At 37.0% G+C, this 17,255-nt stretch carries 20 protein-coding genes, 1 tRNA gene and 1 pseudogene; 13 read left to right on the forward strand and 9 right to left on the reverse strand.

The window, feature by feature from the left end; genetic code table 11:
- From SKA34_RS07590 to SKA34_RS07600, 3 genes and pseudogenes are all read left to right on the forward strand, one after another.
- Window positions 1-490 (forward strand): annotated as a pseudogene (locus tag SKA34_RS07590) (phospho-sugar mutase); the annotation flags it as partial.
- 225 nt (window positions 491-715) lie between these two features.
- Window positions 716-892 (forward strand): ATPase, encoded by a 177-nt coding sequence (locus SKA34_RS07595; RefSeq protein ID WP_005365948.1) that lies wholly within the window; start codon window positions 716-718, stop codon window positions 890-892.
- 281 nt (window positions 893-1,173) lie between these two features.
- On the forward strand, window positions 1,174-1,413 hold the full coding sequence (locus tag SKA34_RS07600; RefSeq protein ID WP_157044460.1) for a hypothetical protein: 240 nt from the start codon (window positions 1,174-1,176) through the stop codon (window positions 1,411-1,413).
- A 76-nt stretch (window positions 1,414-1,489) separates the two neighbouring features.
- Here the strand turns inward: SKA34_RS07600 and SKA34_RS07605 are convergent, their stop codons facing one another.
- Complete coding sequence (locus SKA34_RS07605) at window positions 1,490-1,735, reverse strand: hypothetical protein (protein ID WP_005365946.1); 246 nt, start codon at window positions 1,733-1,735, stop codon at window positions 1,490-1,492.
- A 154-nt stretch (window positions 1,736-1,889) separates the two neighbouring features.
- Here SKA34_RS07605 and SKA34_RS07615 point away from each other — a divergent pair.
- Window positions 1,890-3,067 (forward strand): IS3 family transposase gene (locus SKA34_RS07615; RefSeq protein ID WP_086004105.1). Its coding sequence is split into 2 segments (ribosomal slippage): window positions 1,890-2,148 and window positions 2,148-3,067, totalling 1,179 coding nucleotides; the frame shifts between segments, so codons are not numbered across the junction.
- Window positions 3,068-3,304: 237 nt separating this feature from the next.
- Here the strand turns inward: SKA34_RS07615 and SKA34_RS23570 are convergent.
- Both SKA34_RS23570 and SKA34_RS23575 read right to left on the reverse strand, forming a co-directional pair.
- Window positions 3,305-3,865, reverse strand: coding sequence for a hypothetical protein (locus SKA34_RS23570; RefSeq protein ID WP_232284242.1), 561 nt, complete (start codon window positions 3,863-3,865; stop codon window positions 3,305-3,307).
- 47 nt (window positions 3,866-3,912) lie between these two features.
- Entirely contained in the window at window positions 3,913-4,131 is a 219-nt protein-coding gene (locus tag SKA34_RS23575) for a hypothetical protein (protein WP_006644929.1), read from the reverse strand.
- Between the two features lie 238 nt (window positions 4,132-4,369).
- Between SKA34_RS23575 and SKA34_RS07625 the strand changes: the two genes are divergently transcribed.
- Window positions 4,370-5,257 carry a hypothetical protein gene (locus SKA34_RS07625; RefSeq protein WP_006644930.1) on the forward strand — a complete coding sequence of 296 codons (888 nt, stop codon included), beginning with the start codon at window positions 4,370-4,372 and terminating at the stop codon, window positions 5,255-5,257.
- A 40-nt stretch (window positions 5,258-5,297) separates the two neighbouring features.
- Here SKA34_RS07625 and SKA34_RS23800 read toward each other — a convergent pair whose 3' ends face one another.
- Entirely contained in the window at window positions 5,298-5,420 is a 123-nt protein-coding gene (locus SKA34_RS23800) for a hypothetical protein (RefSeq protein WP_255348821.1), read from the reverse strand.
- Window positions 5,421-5,601: 181 nt separating this feature from the next.
- Window positions 5,602-5,675: transfer RNA gene (locus SKA34_RS07630), tRNA-Gly, on the reverse strand.
- A gap of 606 nt (window positions 5,676-6,281) precedes the next feature.
- Here SKA34_RS07630 and SKA34_RS23325 point away from each other — a divergent pair.
- The 3 genes from SKA34_RS23325 to SKA34_RS07640 all read left to right on the forward strand — a co-directional run bounded on the left by SKA34_RS23325 (window position 6,282) and on the right by SKA34_RS07640 (window position 8,286).
- Window positions 6,282-6,446: a hypothetical protein gene (locus tag SKA34_RS23325; RefSeq protein WP_006644931.1), complete on the forward strand. Its 165-nt coding sequence runs from the start codon at window positions 6,282-6,284 to the stop codon at window positions 6,444-6,446.
- Window positions 6,447-6,541: 95 nt separating this feature from the next.
- Window positions 6,542-7,840, forward strand: a complete 1,299-nt coding sequence (locus tag SKA34_RS07635; RefSeq protein WP_006644932.1) for a lipopolysaccharide biosynthesis protein — start codon at window positions 6,542-6,544, stop codon at window positions 7,838-7,840.
- A gap of 44 nt (window positions 7,841-7,884) precedes the next feature.
- Window positions 7,885-8,286, forward strand: a complete 402-nt coding sequence (locus tag SKA34_RS07640; RefSeq protein WP_006644933.1) for an ACT domain-containing protein — start codon at window positions 7,885-7,887, stop codon at window positions 8,284-8,286.
- Window positions 8,287-8,306: 20 nt separating this feature from the next.
- Here SKA34_RS07640 and SKA34_RS07645 read toward each other — a convergent pair whose 3' ends face one another.
- From SKA34_RS07645 to SKA34_RS23330, 3 genes are all read right to left on the reverse strand, one after another.
- On the reverse strand, window positions 8,307-9,296 hold the full coding sequence (locus SKA34_RS07645; RefSeq protein WP_006644934.1) for a nickel/cobalt transporter: 990 nt from the start codon (window positions 9,294-9,296) through the stop codon (window positions 8,307-8,309).
- A 19-nt stretch (window positions 9,297-9,315) separates the two neighbouring features.
- Window positions 9,316-9,960, reverse strand: coding sequence for a DUF1007 family protein (locus SKA34_RS07650; protein WP_232284243.1), 645 nt, complete (start codon window positions 9,958-9,960; stop codon window positions 9,316-9,318).
- A gap of 145 nt (window positions 9,961-10,105) precedes the next feature.
- The gene (locus SKA34_RS23330) at window positions 10,106-10,249 is read right to left on the reverse strand and encodes a hypothetical protein (protein ID WP_006644936.1); all 144 of its coding nucleotides are present in this window, start codon (window positions 10,247-10,249) and stop codon (window positions 10,106-10,108) included.
- A 381-nt stretch (window positions 10,250-10,630) separates the two neighbouring features.
- Between SKA34_RS23330 and lptA the strand changes: the two genes are divergently transcribed.
- Together lptA and SKA34_RS07665 are read left to right on the forward strand one after the other, a co-directional pair.
- Window positions 10,631-11,122 carry a lipopolysaccharide transport periplasmic protein LptA gene (lptA, locus tag SKA34_RS07660; RefSeq protein WP_006644937.1) on the forward strand — a complete coding sequence of 164 codons (492 nt, stop codon included), beginning with the start codon at window positions 10,631-10,633 and terminating at the stop codon, window positions 11,120-11,122.
- 142 nt (window positions 11,123-11,264) lie between these two features.
- Complete coding sequence (locus SKA34_RS07665; RefSeq protein ID WP_006644938.1) at window positions 11,265-11,732, forward strand: GNAT family N-acetyltransferase; 468 nt, start codon at window positions 11,265-11,267, stop codon at window positions 11,730-11,732.
- 69 nt (window positions 11,733-11,801) lie between these two features.
- Here the strand turns inward: SKA34_RS07665 and SKA34_RS07670 are convergent, their stop codons facing one another.
- Window positions 11,802-12,953 carry an iron-containing alcohol dehydrogenase gene (locus tag SKA34_RS07670; protein ID WP_006644939.1) on the reverse strand — a complete coding sequence of 384 codons (1,152 nt, stop codon included), beginning with the start codon at window positions 12,951-12,953 and terminating at the stop codon, window positions 11,802-11,804.
- A 228-nt stretch (window positions 12,954-13,181) separates the two neighbouring features.
- Between SKA34_RS07670 and SKA34_RS07675 the strand changes: the two genes are divergently transcribed.
- The 3 genes from SKA34_RS07675 to SKA34_RS07685 all read left to right on the forward strand — a co-directional run bounded on the left by SKA34_RS07675 (window position 13,182) and on the right by SKA34_RS07685 (window position 16,833).
- On the forward strand, window positions 13,182-14,096 hold the full coding sequence (locus SKA34_RS07675; protein WP_006644940.1) for an AraC family transcriptional regulator: 915 nt from the start codon (window positions 13,182-13,184) through the stop codon (window positions 14,094-14,096).
- A gap of 170 nt (window positions 14,097-14,266) precedes the next feature.
- Window positions 14,267-14,881: an NAD(P)H-dependent oxidoreductase gene (locus SKA34_RS07680; protein ID WP_006644941.1), complete on the forward strand. Its 615-nt coding sequence runs from the start codon at window positions 14,267-14,269 to the stop codon at window positions 14,879-14,881.
- Window positions 14,882-14,892: 11 nt separating this feature from the next.
- Complete coding sequence (locus tag SKA34_RS07685; protein ID WP_006644942.1) at window positions 14,893-16,833, forward strand: monovalent cation:proton antiporter-2 (CPA2) family protein; 1,941 nt, start codon at window positions 14,893-14,895, stop codon at window positions 16,831-16,833.
- The last annotated feature ends 422 nt before the right edge of the window (window positions 16,834-17,255 follow it).

Below are 17,255 nucleotides of genomic sequence, written 5' to 3' on the forward strand. Positions count from 1 at the left end.
GGTGTGGGATAAAGATGGTTTATCTGCGTTAGTCGCGTTTGCACAATTAACCGCAGAGTTGCACGCTAAAGGGCTGACTATTTGGGATCAATTAGAAGCTATCTATCGTGAGCATGGTTTGTATATTAATGCGCAACGTAGTATTGCACTGGATCCAACCGCAGCGCCTATCGGTGATACATTACGCCATCAACCACCAACAGAGATTGCAGGGTTACCGATTGTATGTACAGAAGATTATAAACAATCGTTGAGAACATTTAGTGATGGTACGGTTGAAGGTATTGAATTACCCGTTAGCGATGTATTGATTTATCACTTACAAGGTGGGGCTCGCGTTATTGTCAGACCTTCAGGAACTGAGCCTAAGATAAAATGTTACTACGAAGTAGTAGAGCCAATGTTACATGAAGATACCATGATTCATGCCCAGCAACGTGCTCAAGAAGCGATGGATATGTTGATTGAAAAGCACCAACAGTCATTGTAGGTAAATCGATCGAGTAGAACGATGATGAGTGCTGCATTAATAGATCACTAATGATCTATTTTGTCGCATTTTTTATGCCGGTGAGTGTGGTAAACAACTTAGAACTAGCGGTGTAGATTAAAGGCCATTTGGCTATGCACGCTAAACGGTAAACAAGATGCTATCGTGAAACATTTACGTGTATAATCAGCAAATAATATACTATTTAAAAGTTAGGGTTTTCCTATGCATGATTTAAATTTATCTATACCTGATGATTACGAAAAAGAGCCAGAGCTTCCTATTCCAGAGCTTGATGAGCAGAAGAAAATTGTTGCTGAATTAAAGCGATTAGAAGAGGCTGGTGAACTAACACCAGAAATTCTTCATGCATTTATGACCGGTGAAAGAAAACCGGAATAAGTATCAATGAAGCCTCTGTATTTAAATGATTCTGTCGAATATACAGGGGCTTCATTTTTTTATAACTATCGATACTAACCAATTGATAGTATGAATAAAAAACATTTAATATGGGTTCTAAGTAGTAACGAAATAGCATATGGAGTAAGCACTTAATTGCATTGTTATGTGTTTATTATTATGGCTGTGCGAGCTTACCTATATATGTATTATGTGACCGCAAAGAATATTTGTTAAGTGGCTGGGGGCGTGCAGGTAAGTTTGATTGTTATGTTTGTATTATGTGTAAAACTAGGCATGAAGCAAGTATTGTTGCAGTGAATGCACGACATCGTTCAGATCTGCAGCGAGTAAAAATACATTCAAAAGTCCCATTATCGTTAACCGAAGATACGTTAAAGGTTGGTCGACATATCCTTACTGCTTATATTGTAAAAGTGCTCGATAAAACTACAGAGCCTAAACTATTTATGCCGAATTATTTTCAATATAGTTCTAAACCGAAAATACTAAAACAATAGTTAAGGTGTCTTATGGGCAGTATTTAGGATCTAATGCAATAACAATACGGTGAAGATCAGATCCTAAAGTATTCAATTAGTGGTGTTTCACGCCGTTACGAACAATGTCTTTACCATTATCATAAACATCTTGGCTTAACCAGCGTCCGTAAATCAACTGCTGATTCTTATCAAAAACAGCGATGAAAGGGCGACCATCAGCGTTATTTTTAGCTAAGCCAATGCCTTCTACATCTTTTAAGCCTAAACCACCATTTTCAATTGAGATAATAAAGGTTTTTAGTTCTTCTAGCGTTTCAATAACGTCTTGTTCAATTTTCATTTGTTAATTACCAAATAGTAAAATAAACGTAAGCTATTTATAAAATAACTTAGATCTGAATTTAACTCTACAGTGTAATACTTGTAGTGGCATAGTGAATTTGGTCACTTAGTTAGAGGTGATATCATCACTTCATACGTTAACAGGTGACACTATGACAAATCGTACAAGACGACTATTCAGCGCAGAATTCAAGCTCGAGGCTTCACAGTTAGTGATTGATCAAAATTACTCAGTGGCAGAAGCCGCCCAAGCCATGAATGTGGGTAAATCCACGATGGATAAATGGGTTCGTCAGCTTAAACAAGAACGACAAGGCAAAACGCCAAAAGCTTCGCCTATGACCCCTGAGCAAATAGAAATTCGGGAATTAAAAAAGAAGTTAGCTCGTCTTGAAGAGCATAATGAAATATTAAAAAAAGCCACGGCTCTGTTGATGTCGGACTCACTGAACAATTCTTGATGATCAAGAAACTCAAGCAGAGCTATAGCGTAAAAACATTATGCGAAGTCTTCAATGTTCATCGAAGTAGTTATAACTATTGGCTAAAGCGTCCAACAGCGATTAGGGCGGAAACAGTCAAACTTCGCAGCTTAGTTAGTGAGGCCCACGCAGCAAGCAACGCCTCTGCGGGAGCGAGGACTATTGCAGATATAGTCACAAATCAGGGTTTAAAACTGAGCCGATACCGAGCAACAAAACTCATGAGAGAGCTTGGTTTAGTCAGTTGCCAACAGCCAAAGCATCGATACAGAAAGGCTTCTCAAGAACATGTTGAGGTTCCAAATCACTTGGGCCGACAGTTTGCTGTTACCGCCCCAAATGAAGTTTGGGTTGGTGATGTTACGTATATTTGGACAGGAAATCGCTGGATGTATTTAGCGGTTGTTATTGATCTTTTTGCCCGCAAAGTGATTGGTTGGTCGATGTCTTTATCACCTGATTCCAGTCTGACAGGCAAAGCTCTTTCAATGGCTTATGAGTCGCGTGGTAAGCCGAAAGGCGTCATGTTCCACAGCGATCAAGGTAGCCACTATACAAGTCGAAAGTACCGTCAATTACTGTGGCGTTTTAAGATAAAACAGAGTTTATCTCGCCGAGGAAATTGCTGGGATAATGCACCAATGGAGCGTTTCTTTAGAAGCTTAAAGACCGAATGGGTGCCAACAGTGGGTTATCGTAGTTTTGCTGAAGCTCAACAAGAGATCATCCGCTACATTATCGGGTATTACTGTCAACTCAGGCCGCATCAATATAATGGCGGCCTAACTCCCAACGAATCAGAACGATTATATTGGGAAAACTCTAAAACCGTGGCCAATTTTAGTTGACCACTACAACTCTACCTCTGATGCTTTATTTTTGAAATGGCTAGCTATGTACCGGATAAGATTAAGTTAAATAAATGAAAGTTTCACAAACGGACTGCATAAAAAACAGCCATATAAACATGATGATATGGCTGGAGATTGCTTGATATTAAAGGTTTTCATTGGCTATACATTGATTCGCAATATACTTTAATTCTGTCAATGGGTAGCGTTTATAAAGTTCACTACAACTGTATATCAGCGTAATCGTGTGATCGTTTCAAGCCAACTTAGGTGAGGGGAAGTCGGTAATACATCACGAGGTTGCTGAAGGTTTTTTCCTACTGTCGCAAAAGCTGCTGTATAACTTTGCCAAAACCATTGTAATGCTGTTTGTTGATCTGGGAAATATTGTAACAGCTCGATAAAAGCGTGAAGGGCAGTAATACCATGTAATAAAGTAGAGTTATTTGTCTTACGGTAATACTCAACGACTAACTGCAATACTTTTTCTATTGTTATATCCACAGGAACGGGGGCAAGCTTTAGATAGTTAGGATGCTGTGCGACTTCAAAAATACGCTGACTCATATTATTCGCTTGGAATGAGCTATTTGAAAAAGCATACGCCAGTTGTTTTAGCTGCTGCTCTGCGTTGTATTTCTCTGTTAACGATAATGGAGTAATAAGTTGATAGCTTTGAACCCAATAGGCTAATGCATAAGCGATCTCACGTTGCTGCTGGCTTTTTATCGCACAAGATAACCGTATCATGCACTGGAAAGCTTGTGCATTAAAACTAGCTATTAACCTTGGCATATAGGCGAACAGTGTTGTTTCAACGCCATCATTCTTAATATGTTGTTCTATTTCATTCGCTTGTTTAATGAAGGACTCATTCGAGCGACGTTTTCAAGCTGTGTTATATATTGATGATAAAAAAGTAATATACACTCGTCTTTAGCACCCATTTGATCAAGTGCAACTAAAGTCATTGGTAAATGAATACTTATCCCATTTTTATAGCTTGGTTGAAATTGTAATCCCGCTACAATTAATTCGTTGGTTAATAATGATGTTTTCATATATCGCTTCCATGCAATTTACAACATGTTCAATATTAGACGTTCAAAATAAGAGTGCCTACTTTAAATAGTTTAACTGATTGAAAAATAGCCATATAACGGCAGCTTTTAATAAATATAAAATAAGCATATTGATGAGGTTTCTAGCAAAAGTTATGAAATCTTATAACTGAGTAATAACACCATACATTTGCAAACTACATTCTTCTATTAAGAGATGATTAATAGGTTGTAGTTTATGGCTTGGCGAATATTTTTAACATTGATAGCGTGCGGTTCAATGATGGCCTGTAATAGTGATAATGCAAATGCAGTAAAAGTAAATACAATACCAGAGCCTGAGCAATCAGAATCGGTTGAAGGCCAAACGGTAGATGATAGCTTGTCTGAGTCTGAGTCTGAGTCTGAGATCTTGACTCAATCGACACCAGAACCTGAATGCGACTTAGAAAGTGTTAATTTACTCGATTTTGTCCCTTGGCAACGTGAAGCAGGCTGGTGGGTTGGCGAATATACTTTTTTAGGCGCAGATGGTGATCCCAATGTTTCTGCAAGTTGGCCATATCGTTACGATCACTATCGTGGATTTATCCATTTAGAAGTCATTGGCAATAGTATTAAACAGCGTAACGTATTTTTGTACCCAGCTAAAAATTCATCTGAATGTGATTCTGTTGAAGATGTTGTTGGCTCTGGTATATGTGGTGATAATGGTAATGAAAAAGTCTTTAGTGCTGATCAAAGCGCGTCAGATTGTGATGGTAATTTATCTGGACCATTTGAAGCTTTTGGCATGACGCTAAGTACAACAACAACATTGATTGGTGATGATACTTTGTTGTATCAAGTGCGTTTACCCGATGGAAGTTTTACCCAAAATCAGCTAACAACACTTCCACCGAATGATACGCGAGTGCGTACTGCTCAAGGTTTCTTTATGGGAGCATCTACATACGTGAGTTACTATCGAGAGCGTAAGGTGACAAAAGAAGAGTTTGTGCAGTTATTAGAACAAACACGCCAAGAATACAATATATTAGAGCTTGATTATTGTGGCTATGATTCGACAGGTAACCCAAGCAATGTATCCTGTGATGAACATTTTGGTGTGGCGTTAGGGAATTAAAATAAAGACTAACAAAACATGTTGGTCTTTATTTTTATAATTACTTAATACTGCGGCTCATTTCAACATTGCCATGAGCTTGAATCGATGTGCCTTCTGACAGTGAGTGAGCACAGCCGATAATGAATATGCTAACAAAGGCTAATATAATCCAATTATTCATTATTTATCTCAGTTATTCGTAGTAAGGAAGGCAACTTTACGCAGTTAAATAAAGAGATTCAAGTGGGCAGAATTTTGTGTGTATCATGAGTAAAGTAAGATGATTAATATTAATCAAAATATTGACGTTATAGATAAGAGAATCAGTTCGTTAAAATTAGAGAGCAGGTCTTGATAAAGATTGGAGCGGATAACGGGAATCGAACCCGTGTCTTGAGCTTGGGAAGCTCAGGTAATACCATTATACGATATCCGCTCTGTGGTTTTACCATAAGTTTTGAAAAGTTCTGAGTCAATTAAAAAATGATAAAGATATATAATTATTAACAAAATGAATTCAATACAGAATTTCTATAACTTATAGCAATTTGTATATGTATGATTTCGATTTCAGATATATATGCCTTGGAATAGTTAGCTATTATAACGCTACGCCAATTCACATTACATATTTAATAATATGAAGAAAAGTTATACAGGTAAGTTAATACTTCGTGTTCGATTATTGTCTGCAAGATTTATGATAAGAAATCTTGAACGTGCAATACGCTTCTGCGTATCTCATCACTATAATAGTATGGCAAATCGACTTTTAAGCCGTTTAGATACTGCTTTTTGACGTTTGAACAGTTATATAAGCAGAAGGTGAGGTAATCCACAACTGTCTATTTAAGAGCGTTAAAGAGCCTTTATGACTAAGATGCGAGCTGTTCTCATTCCCAATGTGTGATACTTGTCACATTTAAAGCTGTTGTTCAAGTTTAGATAAAGAAATGTCATTTTCCTAACAAAAAATTATCGTTGGAGTGGACAATGTCATTCACATATTAAACTTGTATTATCTTACGTTGGATTTCAAGAAATGTCGTTAATTGCTATTAGTAGAAATAAAATTAAAACTATTCGTGAGAATATCAAAATCTGTGTTAAGAATGGTGATGTTGCAAATGTTTCATTATTGTTGTCAGAACTTGAATCAGAATTAAATATTTTTGAGTCATTATACTCATCACCTAAAGAAATATAATCAATAAAGGATTAATAGATAATTATATTTACGAGAGATATTTAAAGATAAATAACGTATTATAATTAGCCCGATAATTTATTGTTTATATACATATGGAAAGGCAAAATATTGCTCCGCCATCAAGTGAAGATGCTTTATCTCGATTGAAGACTGCTTTTAAAGCTGGTGTTACCGCGACACTAGCCAGTATTTCTATTGGGTTTTTATTTAAGATTTGGCTCGCTCAGTGGGTTAATAAAGACGATTTAGCACTATTTAATAGTGTAATAGATATTGTATCTCTGTCGTTAATATTAATGACAGGTTTTCGCTCTTCTATGGTTGTGACTTACAGCCAAACAAATAATGATCGTGACATTATTAACATTTTCCGATTTTGTTTGATCACGATTGTTCTCTTAACATGGGGAGTTGTGCTCCCATACATTAAACACGAATTACACATTAACGTTGGCTATTTTGAAATGGTTGGTGTGATTTTTAGCATGGGAATGAAGGTTTATTTTACCAACTTGATAGCCATGTATCGCTTGTATGATGTGTCTAATAAAGTAACTTGGATAGAGCCAGTTACGAATGTTGTAGGTTTTATTTTTTGTTATTACGTGTTGTACTTTACGCCACTTGCCTCCTTGTTTTACAGCATGGCATTTTCATCGCTTGTTGCTGCCCATTTTATGTATTGGAAGCGACGTAAACAAATTGCCACTAAACCAATAAAATCTGTTCAACTTGATCCTAATATGCGTAATTATGTTCGTAAAAGCTTCACTGCCTCATTAGAAGCAGGAGCGAGTATCTTGATGATTTATATCACGGTTTTATTGACTATCACGCATTTTAGCTTAGATGAGCTTGGTGACTTCCAAGTCGTTGTTCGTCCGATCTTCACTTACATGACGATGTTATTTGTATTTCCTATTTATCGTTTTGTTTTGCCAGAGTTAACCTTATGCATTAAGCAAGGTGTTCACCAACAAATAAAAGCAATAAGGCGTTGGATTTTTCGTCTCGCAGCAATGGTAAGTGTAACATTTTTCCTCATCATGCTTATCGGTGGACGTGAAATTATAGGTTTTGTATTTCCCCCTCAGTATCACGGGGCTGTTATTGTATTATTTCATTTTTCTATGTTCTTTATTTTTATAATGCTAAATGCTTACCAATTAGCCTATATAAAAGCTCATGGGAAATTCACACTAAGTTTACTCATTCGTCTTAGCGGAATCATCACACTAATAGTAAGTTATTATTTATTATCGATATTTACTGCAAATGTTGTCGCTATTATTGTCGCATTATGTTTAGGTTATGTGATGATGTTCATTCTATCGACGATAGCTGAACGTAAAATATTAAGCGGGTATAAGCTGGCCTTATCTAATTGCTAGCTTGTACTTAATACTGTATTGGATTGATTTTAGGGAAAGATAAAATGGCTGGTATCACTGACTTAACAGAACTTCTTGTGAATTTACAACCAGAATTAAGCTTTACGAGGTATATTTTTTGTTGCACAGAAAATACTAATTTAGATGCTATTGCTTCTATGTCACCATTAGCGACATTTCGTGAAGAAGAAGGAATGACATTTATTTTAAGCTATGAAAGTGCAGTCCAATATAATATTGAAATCAATAATGTGTATCGATGTATTACATTAAAAGTACATTCTAGTTTAGAAGCTGTTGGTTTAACTGCTGCAGTAGCATCAGAACTTGCTAAGCATGGAATTAGTGCCAATCTGATGGCAGGGTTTTATCATGACCATATTTTCGTCAATGAAAATCATGCAGATCAAGCTATGCTAGCGTTAACTGAACTATCGCAACGCTAGCTAGCATAGAAAAGTTTTATCTAGAGTACAGGTGACATCCCATAGCTTTGACTATTAAGCAGCAGTAAACCAAGCCCTGTGAGTAATAACCCACCAAATAGCTTAAATACTAATGGGGTAAATGAATGCTGGTGATCCGAGTACGCAAGATATTTTGTCACCAGTTTTTTACCTGAAAGTGTCATAGTCGCAATCGTTGAAGTAGTCAGCGCAGTTCCCACTGCCATCAGTAAAGCACTCACAACACCTAACCAATACATATCAACCATATTGGCAAAAAGTAGTGCTAATATCGCGCCTGTACATGGACGAATACCAATACTTGCGATAATTGCAATGTATTCACGCATATTGGTTGCTTGATTAATACTATCAGCATCAGCAAAGTGTTTGTGCCCACAACCACAATCACTACTATGACTATGACTATGACTATGACTATGACTATGACTATGGTCATGTTTATGTTTTTTCTGTTTGTATAATTGCCAGCTTTGTTTTAAAGCTCGGTAAGCAACAATGACACCCAGTAATAACATGGCAACAAAGCTAAGCGTGATGAATCTGTCTGCTGCGCTATTAATTTCGCGCATAGATGAATTAAAAAATACCAGTAGCACAGTGACTAGTACTATAGCGACAAATGCTTGTAAAAAAGCAGAGATAACCGTCATAATTAAGCTTGCTTTTACTTTCGCTGGGTTTGTTGCTAAGTAGGTCGTTACAATCATTTTGCCATGTCCAGGGCCTAATGAATGGAATACACCATATAAAAAGCTGAGGCCAGCGAGCGAGTAGATTGCGGCTGGGTTTTCTTTTGCATCATAAAGCAAGTCACTTAATTGGCCGTTTATTTCACGTTGCCATTTTATGGTGCTAAGCATTAATGTTGGCCAGTTATTCCAGAGTAAATAACCGACAATAATTAGAAAAGTGGCAACAAGGGTTGCGCCTAACCAATAATTTTCTTTATTCGTATGAGAATGCTGCTCGGAATGATGATGCTCCATGGGAATCCTTTAATAAGAGTTAGTCGGCTGATTTGCAATGCAGTTTTACTGTTTGGGTAAATAATTGACCAAGTGCATTATCAGGATCGGCATCAGGTGGTAATGATTGGGCATAAAGCATCTGCTCGGGAGTTGGGTTAGGCTCAATGAGTTTAAAAGTACAGGCTTTACTTAGCTCTGGCGATAATATGATGTCATTTTTCGCTTTCCATGACATATCGACATAGTAACTTGGTTCAAAGATAAGTAGTCGTAATGAATCTTTGGTTAATGGCTGAGGCTTAGATAATGGAAGTTCAAATGTCAGTGTCGCTTTCGCGCGATCTTTTGTTAATACTCCATCGGTAGCGATTTTATATTTGATTGGTTCTTGGTCATTATAAAAATAAGTGAAGTAGTGCTCATTCATCATATTCTTCATTACAGAATCACCAACACGAGCAAGCGTTTCTGTTTTGCTTTCCGGCGACATATCTTCACCGTCTAGCATATATGCTGTAGTCATGGCATCAAAAGTCCATACCATTTTAAAGCCTGTGATTTGATGTTTATCACCTTGGATATAGGTTTTCATATCAATCCATGAGTGTGGATGTGCTTGGCTAGCAGTTGAAAACAAGGTTAAAGATGAAAGTAATATTGCAGGAAAAGAAATCCAACGCATAGAAAATGCTATCTCCATATTTACAAGCTTGGCACTATGTTTAAGCATCAAAGAAGACTAAGGTAATGTTATATTATAACAGTGCTTCTTGCTTGCTCAAAGTGAATTCAGTGCAAATAATCTTGAGGATATATGGTAATTAAGGTTAGGGCTTTAATTCGGCGAGTAAAAATGCAGAAGTCGCAATAATGATACCACCAAAGATGGCAAGTGGTTGGTTATGTTCAAAACCAGCAATCAGCGTTAACACTACGCCTAGTGAGATATATAGCTTCTGTCTGATGATCATCGAACACTCCAATATGATGTGATTATTTATTAATAACATGTAAAGCGGTAGGTGTGTTAACGACATGTCAAATCTTAGTTGTTAGAATACACGTAGTTTAATTAACTGATTGATAAATGTTTTATATCGTTTAGTGTTTGTAGTTGTATAATTCTGTTATATAAATATGTGCTGTAAGATAATCTATGAACAGGCACTTAGTCTGTAGATAGCACTAATGTTGAACCATGTGATACAGGTAAGGTTAAACTTGGTATTAGTGGTTGTTTTGATAAAATAAAAAACGCCATTTCAAATTATTCATAGCTTTGCCGCTATTTGCTGACTTTCAAGGTATAATAAGCAAAGAAGAAGTAAATAATAGAGTAGAAGAAACTAAGTATGAAATTAAAGCTATTTGCAGCTGGATGTATGTTGTTACTAAGTTCATCAACATGGGCTGAAAAAACAGATACACAACTCCCTATCCAGTTGGAAGCAACTACACAAGATGTTGATGTTATTAATAATGTTACAACATTAACTGGAAATGTTGATATCACACAGGGTGGCGTTCAGATTAAAGCTGATAAAGCCGTGATAAAGTTGGACACTAAAACAAAAGCACTAAAGAGTGTGGAAGTCTATGGTAAACCAGCTTACTTCCATCGTGTAATGGAAGATGGAAAGGTTGTGGATGGAGAGTCGCTTTACGGCATTTATACACCAACAAAAAACATGATGGTTTTAAAAGATAAGGCCAAAATAACTCAAAATGGCAGCACGATCCAAGCTGCTGAAATAAGCTATAATTTGGCGTCTGAGGTGATGAAAGCAAAAGGCTCTAAGTCACGCCAGGTAAACACTGTTTTATTGCCTGAAAAGTTTCAATAATCAATGTGTAAAACAAACAGATATACTTATTGGTTGCTCTTATTTATTTTAGTCAAATTGACATAGATTTTGCACGTTGTTCAAAGAACTGATCAATGATCTTAAAGAAAGACAAATAAAATAGAGAAAGAAGGTCGCTGCAGTGGAATTAGTACAAGTTAATGCTTCAAACATGTCCATTTATTTAAATTTAACTCAGGCATATGAAGCTGAGTTTTCACCACTGACGAAAAAAGTGCCTGATAATGATGGTAAATTTGCGCTGGATACGCCAATAGAAGGTAATGTACTTGGCTTTCTTTTGTATTTTGATGGTGTGCCAGCGGGATTAGCGGCTATTGCTGATTATGGTAACAGTCATTATGAGGTATGTGATTTCTATGTTGTGCCTGTATTTCGTAAAAATAAAGCAGGTCAACGTTTCGCACATAGTTTATTTTCAATGATGCCTGGTGAATGGGAAAGTAAGCAAATTGAAGGCGCAGTGCAAGCGATTGCTTTTTGGCGTCGTGCTATTGGCGCATACACGAATGAACAGTACGTCGAAGATATTTATCACGATAGTTATTGGGGTGATGTTACTCGCCAGCGTTTTACTATTTCAGTTTAGGAATAACAGAATTGATTAAAGGGAGCTTATGCTCCCTTTTTTATAGTGTTACCGTATTGCAAGATAAACTTATAATGCAGTCATTAAGATTTTACGGCTGATCTCTGGCGTTATATCGTGATGTTCACTTAATGCAATCATGCCATGTTTTTTAAGACTTTCGATAAGAATATCGATATCTTTTTCACCTAAATCAACATCAGCAAGTGTTGTTGGTACACCCATTTGTTTGAAAAAGGCGATGGTTTTTTCAATCGCAGCATCAATACGTTGATCTGCTGTGCCTGTAGTTAGACCAAAGATACGCTCAGCATATTGTAATAATTTTGCTTCTTTTTCTTTACGACGTACTTGCATTACTGCCGGTAATACAATACTTAACGTACGAGCATGATCAATACTGTAATTACCTGTTAGTTCATGGCCAATCATATGTGTTGTCCAATCTGATGGAACGCCAACCCCAATTAAACCATTGAGTGCTTGAGTGGCAGACCACATAATATTGGCTCTAACGGCAAGATCATCGGGTGTGGCTAATGCTTTTGGACCTTCTTCAATTAAGGTATGCAGTAAACCTTCAGCAAAACGATCTTGTACTTTTGCATTCACAGGATAAGTTAAGTACTGCTCCATTGTATGAACAAAGGCATCAACAACACCGTTTGCTACTTGGCGAGGAGATAAACTTAATGTTGTTTGTGGATCTAAGACAGCAAATGCGGGTTTTACGAGTGGCGAGCCAAAGAATAACTTGTCTTTACCACGCGAAACGACGGAACCACCGTTACTTTCTGAACCCGTTGCAGGCAAGGTTAATACACAACCAAGAGGAACAACCTTAGTGACAGGCTCTTGCTTAAGTAAAATGTTCCAAGGATCTTCTCCCTGATAACAAGCAGCAGCGGCAACAAATTTAGTACCATCAACAACTGAGCCACCACCTACCGCTAATAGATAATCATAACCTTCTGTTTTAACCAGTTCGACGGCCTTCATCAGTGTGTCATACTGTGGATTAGGCTCAACGCCTGAGAACTCTCCCCAGTTAAATCCGTCTAACGCCGCTGTTACTTGGTTATAAACACCATTTGATCTGATAGAACCACCGCCGTAAATAACCAATACTTTTTTATCTTTAGGAATCGCTTGGCTAATTGACGCGATTTGACCTTGACCAAAATGAATGCTTGTAGGGTTTTGGTAGGTAAACTTATCCATTGTAGGCTCCGTTATATCGTTGTGATATTGATATTCTAATTGTTGTGTTGAGATCTCTAGTGTAGAAGCGAACGTAGGATAAACTAAATACATAATCCTCTTTATTTCTTGCCTATTTCTGTTTTAACTACGTTGCTGTGATATGTTCGTTATAAGGTAAATAAGTGTAGAATGACAAAACAATGACTGTTATGTCGATCGTTAATAAATAGGTTTGATGGGTTTATAATGAGAGCTGAGCTTAAAAGACAGCTAGCTGTAGTTGCTAGTCAATTATGTAATTATTACAAAATATCAGATCAAACTAATCGGGTGCATACGTTGCTTACAGGCGTGCGATTATTTCGTATTGATCGTTATCATAAGCTGACGCCACAAATGTATGAGCAAGGAATAGTTGTTATTTTTCAGGGAAGTAAAATAGGGCATTTAAATCAACATCAGTTTGGTTATGACGTTGAACAATGTCTTATTGTGTCGACATCTTATCCTATAACGTGTGAAACATTTGCTTCTCAGCAGGAGCCATTAATGGGGATTAATATTGATCTTGATATTAATGCTATCAGCCAGTTAGTTTCTGATATGGAATTAGAGTCTAAAAATTGGGGAGAGTTAGATACACGTTGTGGCGTTTCTCCAGCACAAATGACTGAGTCAATGTACCTTTGTATGTTAGAGTTGCTTAATGTTTTGCATAATCCTCTTGATGCTAAGGTACTTGGCCCCTCGATTCTCCGCCAGTTTTTCTATTACTTATTGCAAAGTGAGAAGGGATATTTATTAGCGCACTACTGCGAGCAAGATAGCTCTCTTGCTAAAATATCGACAGTGATTGGCCATGTGCAAAAGAATTTTGCGCAAAAATTACATGTTAATGAATTAGCAGCAATGGCAGGGATGAGTGTCTCCGTTTTTCATAAAGTTTTTAAACAAGTAGTAACTGATCCTCCTTTGCAGTACATCAAAAAAATTCGGTTGAATCATGCAAAAAACTATATTTTACAAGAAGGTCTTTCAGCAAGCCTAGCGTCTCAACGAGTAGGTTATGAAAGTGCAGCTCAATTTAGCCGAGAATTTAAACGTTATTTTGGTGTGCCACCCAGTCGTATTGATGAAATTTCAGATTACTCACGAAAATAATTTATAACTACCAGATTATATTTAACTAAAGTTGATTGTGTAATTTCAGGTATAATAGTTATTCTTTTTAGGGATGTAACTTATTGTTTGTATAAATAGTGCGGAACTTTAAAAACGGTTAGTTATCATATCGTCGTCGTGGAACGAATTATTATTAAAACAGGAAAAACATGCCTGAGTCTCAACCTAAAATTCTGATCCTATTTGCGCACCCTTCGCCAAATCGTTCAGAGATCAATGTACCGTTATTTAATGTATCTAAAACTATTACCAATGTAACGTGCGTTGATTTATATGCCGAATATCCTACCTATCGTATTGATATAGATAAAGAGCAACAGCGCCTTCGTGATCACGACGTTATTGTATTTATGTTTCCTCTCTATTGGTATTCCACACCATCGTTATTAAAAGAGTGGCAAGATTTAGTGCTTGAATATGGGTTTGCATATGGCAGTGAAGGGAATGAATTGGTAGGTAAAAAATTCTTTTGCGCTTTAACTGCTGGAGGTTCTGAAACGAGTTATCGTAAAGATGGTTTTAACCATTATACCATTCGTGAGTTATTGCAACCTTTAGAGCAAATGGCAGAGTTAACCGGTATGGACTTTCTAGCGCCGTTTGCACTCTTTGGCGCGGGTATCGCGAATGAAGAGAACCGTATTGAACAACATATTCAAAATTGGAAACGTGTGCTGATTGCGATTCAGGATAATAAATTTAACTATGAGGTTGCGAGTAAATTATCAAAAATGAATCATAGTTTAGAATTCGTGATTAAATAGAAGAGAGTATTATGACTGGATATTTTTTACAGGCTTTCATCTATTTGGTGGCCGCTGTTATTGCCGTTCCTCTCGCGAAACGATTAGGGCTAGGCTCGGTACTGGGCTATTTAATCGCAGGTGTGATTATTGGTCCCGTTATTGGTCTAGTTGGTAGCGAAACCACTACAATTCAGCATTTTGCCGAGTTTGGTGTCGTTATGATGCTGTTTGTTGTCGGTTTAGAGCTTGAGCCTAAAATGTTGTGGGGTATGCGTCACCGTTTAATTGGCTTAGGTGGTTTACAAGTTGTTATTACCGCTTTAACCGTTATGGGAATTGCACATTTATTCGATATTACTTGGTCTTATGCCCTTGCTATCGGCCTTATCTTTTCACTTTCTTCTACTGCGATTGTACTGCAAACATTTAATGAAAAAGGGCTAAGTAAAACGGAAGGTGGTAAAAGCGCATTTTCAGTATTGTTGTTCCAAGATATTGCCGTAATCCCGATGTTAGCTTTGATCCCTTTACTGGCAGTACCTGAATTAGTGGCAAAGTCACAAGCCGTTGTAGCAAAAACTGTAGAGCATCATGATGAACTTAGTCTAGTAGTGGGTCTTCCAGGTTGGGCTTATGCGATTGTTATTATTTTAGCGATTGCAGGTGTTGTGGTTGGTGGCCATTATTTAAGCCGTCCGTTATTCCGCTTTGTCGCTTCATCGGGCTTGCGTGAAATTTTTACCGCAACAGCACTGATGCTAGTTATTGGTATTGCAGCTTTAATGAGTCTAATTGGTTTATCGCCAGCGCTCGGTACTTTCCTTGCAGGCGTGGTACTTGCCAATAGTGAATTTAGACATGAGCTTGAATCTAATATCGAGCCTTTTAAGGGGTTACTATTAGGGCTTTTCTTTATTACCGTTGGTGCGGGTATTGATTTCCACGTACTGTTTGATCAATTTGGTACGGTGATTGGCTTAACCATTGGTGTGATGCTGGTTAAGTTTATTGTTCTTTTGATACTTTCTTTTATTTTTAAGGTAAAAGGCAGCGATCGTTGGCTCTTTGCGTTAAGTTTGGCGCAAGCGGGTGAGTTTGGTTTTGTATTATTAAGTTATACTGTACAGAACAACGTGCTACCTGAGTCAATGAGCCAAACACTCTCATTGGTGGTTGCGCTTTCCATGTTCTTAACACCTGGTTTATTTATTTTATATGATCGTGTGATTTTACCTCGCTTCTGCGAGGCTAAAAACGAGCGTGAAGCTGATGAAATAGATGAGCAAGGGAAAGTTATTATCGCGGGGATTGGGCGTTTTGGTCAGATTGTAAATCGTCTATTGGCATCGAATGGGGTGCAAACGGTTGTGCTTGACCATTCAGTAACGCAAATTGACAACATGCGTCAAATTAATATTAAGAGCTTCTTTGGTGATGCGACGCGACATGATTTGCTTCATACCGCAGGTATTGAAGATGCAAAACTGTTTATTGTTGCCATTGATGATAAAGAGCGAGCCACAGAGCTTGTTCATTATATAAAGCAAACATATCCTCAAGTACGCGTTTTGGCACGTGCTTATGATCGAGGACATCATTATTCGTTACGTTGTGCTGGCGCTGATTATGTGATCAGTGAAACATACCGCTCTGCATTAGCATTGGGCACAGAAGCATTGAAAAACTTAGGGGTGCATCCATTCAGAGCTGAGCAGCAAAAGGCCACATTTGTTGAAACTGAAGCTCGAAGTAAAGAGAAGCTTTATCAAACATGGTTAGATAGTACAGAAGAAGATCGTTTTAATACCTCCTATGTGGAATTATTTAACCAACTAGAATCAACATTAAGTGATGTGATGAAACAAGAGCGGACTGACAAGCATACGAAGTCAGAGCGTGGTTGGACGCCACCACCTAAGGTTTTTCATGATGAAGTCGAACAAGATTTAGTTGAAAAACATGACTACTAATAGGTGATGAGTCTCATTTTTAACTGATAGAAAGGAGCTGTGATGCTCCTTTTTTATTGAATGAATGATTTAATTAGAAAATTGAAACAGTATCGAATTAATAAGTATCACTTTTATTTATTGAGGATAATGGCTAATAAAAATACACTAACAAGATAAGTTTGTTATTTTTATTAATGGTATGGTGATTTATTGTTAACTGAGTCGAGTTATTTACATTTGGTTAAGAAAAATATAATTCTTTTTAGGAATTAATGCGGTAACAATTTATTAATCCTTATGATAATAAATGTATATTAAACATTTTAAATGACCTCTTGTTTGCTATATTTTTATCTAATTGTTTCATTGTAAATTTAAAAGAATCTTTCTTACCACTATCTATGCTTAATTGGTATTTTACTTAGTATTCTAAGTTTATA

The organism is Photobacterium sp. SKA34, assembly GCF_000153325.1.
Classification (GTDB): domain Bacteria; phylum Pseudomonadota; class Gammaproteobacteria; order Enterobacterales; family Vibrionaceae; genus Photobacterium.

What these genes read in the sequence shown, in the direction of transcription:
- SKA34_RS07600 (WP_157044460.1), top strand. Translation starts at nt 1,174, where the DNA reads ATGTGTAAAACTAGGCATGAAGCAAGTATTGTTGCAGTGAATGCACGA.
- SKA34_RS23325 (WP_006644931.1), top strand. Translation starts at nt 6,282, where the DNA reads ATGTCGTTAATTGCTATTAGTAGAAATAAAATTAAAACTATTCGTGAG.
- SKA34_RS07640 (WP_006644933.1), top strand. Translation starts at nt 7,885, where the DNA reads ATGGCTGGTATCACTGACTTAACAGAACTTCTTGTGAATTTACAACCA.
- SKA34_RS07685 (WP_006644942.1), top strand. Translation starts at nt 14,893, where the DNA reads ATGACTGGATATTTTTTACAGGCTTTCATCTATTTGGTGGCCGCTGTT.
- SKA34_RS23570 (WP_232284242.1), bottom strand. Translation starts at nt 3,865, where the DNA reads ATGCCAAGGTTAATAGCTAGTTTTAATGCACAAGCTTTCCAGTGCATG.
- SKA34_RS07635 (WP_006644932.1), top strand. Translation starts at nt 6,542, where the DNA reads ATGGAAAGGCAAAATATTGCTCCGCCATCAAGTGAAGATGCTTTATCT.
- SKA34_RS07645 (WP_006644934.1), bottom strand. Translation starts at nt 9,296, where the DNA reads ATGGAGCATCATCATTCCGAGCAGCATTCTCATACGAATAAAGAAAAT.
- SKA34_RS07595 (WP_005365948.1), top strand. Translation starts at nt 716, where the DNA reads ATGCATGATTTAAATTTATCTATACCTGATGATTACGAAAAAGAGCCA.
- SKA34_RS23575 (WP_006644929.1), bottom strand. Translation starts at nt 4,131, where the DNA reads ATGAAAACATCATTATTAACCAACGAATTAATTGTAGCGGGATTACAA.
- SKA34_RS23330 (WP_006644936.1), bottom strand. Translation starts at nt 10,249, where the DNA reads ATGATCATCAGACAGAAGCTATATATCTCACTAGGCGTAGTGTTAACG.
- SKA34_RS07670 (WP_006644939.1), bottom strand. Translation starts at nt 12,953, where the DNA reads ATGGATAAGTTTACCTACCAAAACCCTACAAGCATTCATTTTGGTCAA.
- SKA34_RS07650 (WP_232284243.1), bottom strand. Translation starts at nt 9,960, where the DNA reads ATGCGTTGGATTTCTTTTCCTGCAATATTACTTTCATCTTTAACCTTG.
- SKA34_RS23800 (WP_255348821.1), bottom strand. Translation starts at nt 5,420, where the DNA reads ATGAATAATTGGATTATATTAGCCTTTGTTAGCATATTCATTATCGGC.
- lptA (WP_006644937.1), top strand. Translation starts at nt 10,631, where the DNA reads ATGAAATTAAAGCTATTTGCAGCTGGATGTATGTTGTTACTAAGTTCA.
- SKA34_RS07680 (WP_006644941.1), top strand. Translation starts at nt 14,267, where the DNA reads ATGCCTGAGTCTCAACCTAAAATTCTGATCCTATTTGCGCACCCTTCG.
- SKA34_RS07605 (WP_005365946.1), bottom strand. Translation starts at nt 1,735, where the DNA reads ATGAAAATTGAACAAGACGTTATTGAAACGCTAGAAGAACTAAAAACC.
- SKA34_RS07625 (WP_006644930.1), top strand. Translation starts at nt 4,370, where the DNA reads ATGGCTTGGCGAATATTTTTAACATTGATAGCGTGCGGTTCAATGATG.
- SKA34_RS07675 (WP_006644940.1), top strand. Translation starts at nt 13,182, where the DNA reads ATGAGAGCTGAGCTTAAAAGACAGCTAGCTGTAGTTGCTAGTCAATTA.